Here is a 3756-nt window from a genome sequence, read left to right as displayed (position 1 = left end):
AAGCGGGGGAAGTCGACGTGGGCGTCGTCGTCGGCGCGATCGGAGATGGTGCGCACGACCGCCAGCGGCACACCGAAGTCGTGGCAGACCTGGGCGAAGGCGGCGCCTTCCATCTCGACCGCGAGGGCCTCGGGCAGTTCGTTCTGCAACGCCTGGCTTTCGGCCGTGGTGGCCACAAAGCGGTCGCCGCTGACCAGCAGGCCCTGGTGCAGGCGCGGCGCGTGCAGGCCATAAGCCACCACGGCGGCGGTGTCCAGCCGCTGCGGCAGGGTGCCGAGCATGCGCATGCACGCCTGTTCCAGCGCATCGGCCAGGTGTCCGTCGGTCTCGAAACGGCTGCGGTCGTAACCGGGCACCTCGTGGCGTGGAAAGAGGGGCGAGGCATCCATGTCGTGCTGCAGGAGGCTGCGTGCCAGCACCACGTCGCCCACCCGCACGCCCGGCCCCAGGCCACCGGCCACGCCGGTGAACACGATGCGGCGCGCCCGAAAGCGATCGGTCAGCAAGGCGGCGGTGGTCGCCGCCGCGACCTTGCCAATGCCCGAGAGCGTCACCACCACCTCCTGCCCATGCAGATGCCCGACCCAGAACTCGCGCCCGGCCACGACCTGCCGCCGTTCGTCGGGCAACAGGCCCAGCACGCCGGCAAGTTCATCGCGCAGGGCGGCGACGAAGGCGGTGGGGGCGGAAGACATGGCGAGAACGATGGGGCGCGACGATCTTCAGGACAGCGATTCGATCAGCGCGATGTACCGCTCCATTGCCTCGTCTGAAGACACCCCCTTGAATCCGTTCCAGGCATCCCACTTGGCGCGCCCGATCATGTCGCCAAAGCCCGGCTTCTTCTCGGTGACATCGCCCAATGTGGCCTGCTTGTACAGCCCGTAGATCTTGAGCAGGGTGGCGTTGTCCGGACGCTCGGACAGCTTCTGGGAATGGGCGACGGCGGCGTCGAAACGGGACTTCAGATCGGACATGGACAAGCTCCTCCGCGCAGCGGGACGGTGATGGGAACGGCATGGTAACAAACCATGCCTGCGCCCCACCGGCGCGGTTCAAGCCGGCGCGAATCGCAGGCTGGCAATGTGCAGCAAGCCGTCGAAGATCAGACTTTCCACCAGCTCGCAGCGCGTGGACATGCTGGGCGCCATCTTCCAGGCTGCGCCACCGGTCATGAAGCACACCGGTTCCTGGCCACAGTGCGCGTACAGGTTGTCCCGCATGCGCTGCACGGCACCGGCGATGGCGAAGGTGCCGCCACTGGTCAAGGCATCGCTGGTGTTGGTGGGGAAATTGCGCACGTCGCCCGTGGGCACATGCAACCCGGCGGTGCCGGATTCGAGCGCACGCAGCATGATCCCGTGGCCCGGCAAAATGATGCCGCCCAGGAAGCGCCCTTCGGCGTCGATGGCTTCGACCGTGACCGCCGTGCCCACCATCACCACGATGCAGGGCCGGGCCGGGCCTTGCGCCAGCAGCCGCTGGCGTGCACCAATCATCGCCACCCAGCGATCCGACCCCAGGCGGGCCGGGTGGTCGTAGCCGTTGGTCAGGCCGGCTTCGGACTGGGAAGACACCACCCACTGCGGCACCACATCCCATTCCTCCAGTTGCTCCTCGACGCGGCGCTTGACCGCTTCGCCGGCCACCACGCAGCCCAGCACCTTCTGCGGCGGCGGCAACTGCCGCCAATCGCCCTCGCTGAGTTTCTCGATGTTTTCCAGGAACTGGGCGCCGTGCGCCAGCAGGCGCGCACCCACCCCGGGCTGGTCGTACAGCGCCCATTTGAGGCGGGTGTTGCCTACGTCAAGTGCGAGAAAGCTCATGCGCGCATTATCTCCAAGCGCCCGATACCGCTGGCGGCCACGCCGCGTCAGTTCTGCTGCCAGGGCAGACCACGGTAGCGCCAGCCACCGCTGCGGCCACGTTGAGACTGCTCGTCCAGGGCTCCCTCGAACCCTTCCAGGATGTTGTAGGCCTGCAGCCCCAGGGCGGTGGCCCGCTGGGCCGCCGCGACCGAGCGTACCCCGCTGCGGCACAGCAGCGCCAGCTTGCGGCCGCCACGGGCCGCGGCGCGGATCTCCTCGTCGAAACGGGGATTCAGCGCCATGTCGGGCCACTGCTTCCAGGCCACCGGCACGGCCCCTGGCACGAACCCGACCCAGGCGCGCTCGGCATCGGTCCGCACATCGACCAGCACCGCGTCACCGGCCTGGACCCACTGCCAGGCCTGCTCGGGCGATACATCACCGGCATACCCTTGCGGGGACGGATTCGACGGCGTCGGGGTACTCATGGTCGGCGGCGTCACGAGAAGCGCGACAGCATGTCGGCCACGTCGTCCGCGGGGACATCGCCCTGGGCGATCACGCATCCCACCATGGCAAAGAACGTCTTGTCCAGCGCCTTGCGTGCCGCCGCCAGTTGCTGCGCGACCTTCTCGCAGTCGGCCTCGTCCTCGAGGAGTTTCTGGATACCACGCAGTTGGCCCTCGACGCGTTTGAGGCGCAACACCAGGGCACGTTTGCGTTCTTGATCGTGGACAGTCGTCATGATGGGGTTCTCCGGCCGTCTGGCCAGCATGGGCGGGGTAGCATATTGTGCCGTGGTCGCATCAACCCCGTGCATGCCGGCATTCGCCCGCTTGCACCGCCCCGCCGAGACACCGGTGCGGTCGCGCGCTGGCTGCGGAACGCCCTGAACGGGCGGCACCGCCCGGGTCGCCAGGCGGCGGACCCGCGGTCAGGACGACGAGCGTCCGACCAGTTCCATGTGCTCGACCACGGGCGGCTGCAGGAAGAAGGGCCCGACGATGGCACGCCACTGGGTGAAGGCCTCGGAGCCCCGGAAGCCCACGGTGTGGTCTTCCAGCGTGGCCCAGTAGATCATCAGCAGGTAGCGGCCCGGCGTTTCAATGCTGCGGTTGACCTTGTAGCCGCCGAAACCCTTGGCCTGCGCGATGACGGTCTGCACGCCATGCAGGATGGCGGCTTCGAATTCGGCGGCCCTGGCGGGGTCGATGCGGATGTCGGCGTGTTCGAGGATCATGGTCGGGTCCTGTGATGGGGGGACAGTGCGGCGGATCAGGACCGCCGGTCTTCGCGGATCATATCGGCCGCTTTTTCGGCGATCATGATGGTGGGCGCATTGGTGTTGCCGCCGACCACCGAGGGCATGATGGAGGCATCGACCACGCGCAGGCCCGCGACACCATGCACGCGCAGCCGCGCATCGACCACGGCGTCGGGCCCCGGCCCCATCCGGCAGGTGCCGACCGGGTGGTAGATGGTGTCGGCATGGCGGCGCACGAACTGCTCGATCTGCGCCCCGCTAAGGGCCTCGGCCGATTCCGCGGATTCGCGGCCACCCAGGGCCGCCAGTGCCGGCTGCGACAGCAGCTCGCGCATCAGCCTGAAGCCCCGCACCAGTCGCGCGACGTCGTCCGGATCGGACAGGAAAGCCGGGTCGATCAGCGGCGCCACCTGCGGGTCGGGGCTGGCCAGGCGCAGCGTGCCCCGGCTGCGCGGCCGCAGCACGCAGACGTGGCAGGAGTAGCCATGTCCGAACACGGTCTGGCGGCCGTGATCGATGAGCTTGCCCACCACCAGATGCAGTTGCAGGTCGGGGATGGGCTCATCGGGCGTGCTGCGGATGAAGCCCCCGGCCTCGGCGAAGTTGGTGGTGAGCAGGCCGCTGCGCGAACGCCGCCACTCACCGATGCCGCGCAGCATCCGGACCAGGCCGGCCGGCGACAGT

Annotated in this window: 7 protein-coding genes; all 7 read right to left on the bottom strand. The window is 68.6% G+C overall.

From position 1 onward, the window contains the following. The coding region (locus tag PHQ87_RS09985) for a 5'-methylthioadenosine/adenosylhomocysteine nucleosidase (RefSeq protein WP_300233510.1) at nt 1–695 on the bottom strand (695 nt) is incomplete at its 3' end. 27 nt (nt 696–722) lie between these two features. After that, nucleotides 723–977: an acyl-CoA-binding protein gene (locus PHQ87_RS09980; protein ID WP_300233509.1), complete on the bottom strand. Its 255-nt coding sequence runs from the start codon at nt 975–977 to the stop codon at nt 723–725. A gap of 78 nt (nt 978–1055) precedes the next feature. Next, nucleotides 1056–1826, bottom strand: a complete 771-nt coding sequence (locus tag PHQ87_RS09975) for a type III pantothenate kinase (protein WP_300233507.1) — start codon at nt 1824–1826, stop codon at nt 1056–1058. A gap of 47 nt (nt 1827–1873) precedes the next feature. Next, a complete protein-coding gene (locus PHQ87_RS09970; RefSeq protein ID WP_300233505.1) occupies nt 1874–2296 on the bottom strand; it encodes a rhodanese-like domain-containing protein in 423 nt (140 codons plus the stop codon). A gap of 11 nt (nt 2297–2307) precedes the next feature. After that, a complete protein-coding gene (locus tag PHQ87_RS09965; protein WP_300233503.1) occupies nt 2308–2553 on the bottom strand; it encodes a metal-sensing transcriptional repressor in 246 nt (81 codons plus the stop codon). Between the two features lie 189 nt (nt 2554–2742). Then, nucleotides 2743–3048 (bottom strand): antibiotic biosynthesis monooxygenase family protein, encoded by a 306-nt coding sequence (locus PHQ87_RS09960; RefSeq protein ID WP_300233501.1) that lies wholly within the window; start codon nt 3046–3048, stop codon nt 2743–2745. Nucleotides 3049–3083: 35 nt separating this feature from the next. Continuing rightward, the coding region (locus PHQ87_RS09955) for a GMC oxidoreductase (protein ID WP_300233500.1) at nt 3084–3756 on the bottom strand (673 nt) is incomplete at its 5' end.

The sequence above is a fragment of the Hydrogenophaga sp. genome (assembly GCF_028698005.1).
Classification (GTDB): Bacteria; Pseudomonadota; Gammaproteobacteria; order Burkholderiales; family Burkholderiaceae_C; genus Hydrogenophaga.
Note: the sequence above shows the minus strand (reverse complement) of the source record. Positions and strands in the feature narration are given on the sequence as shown.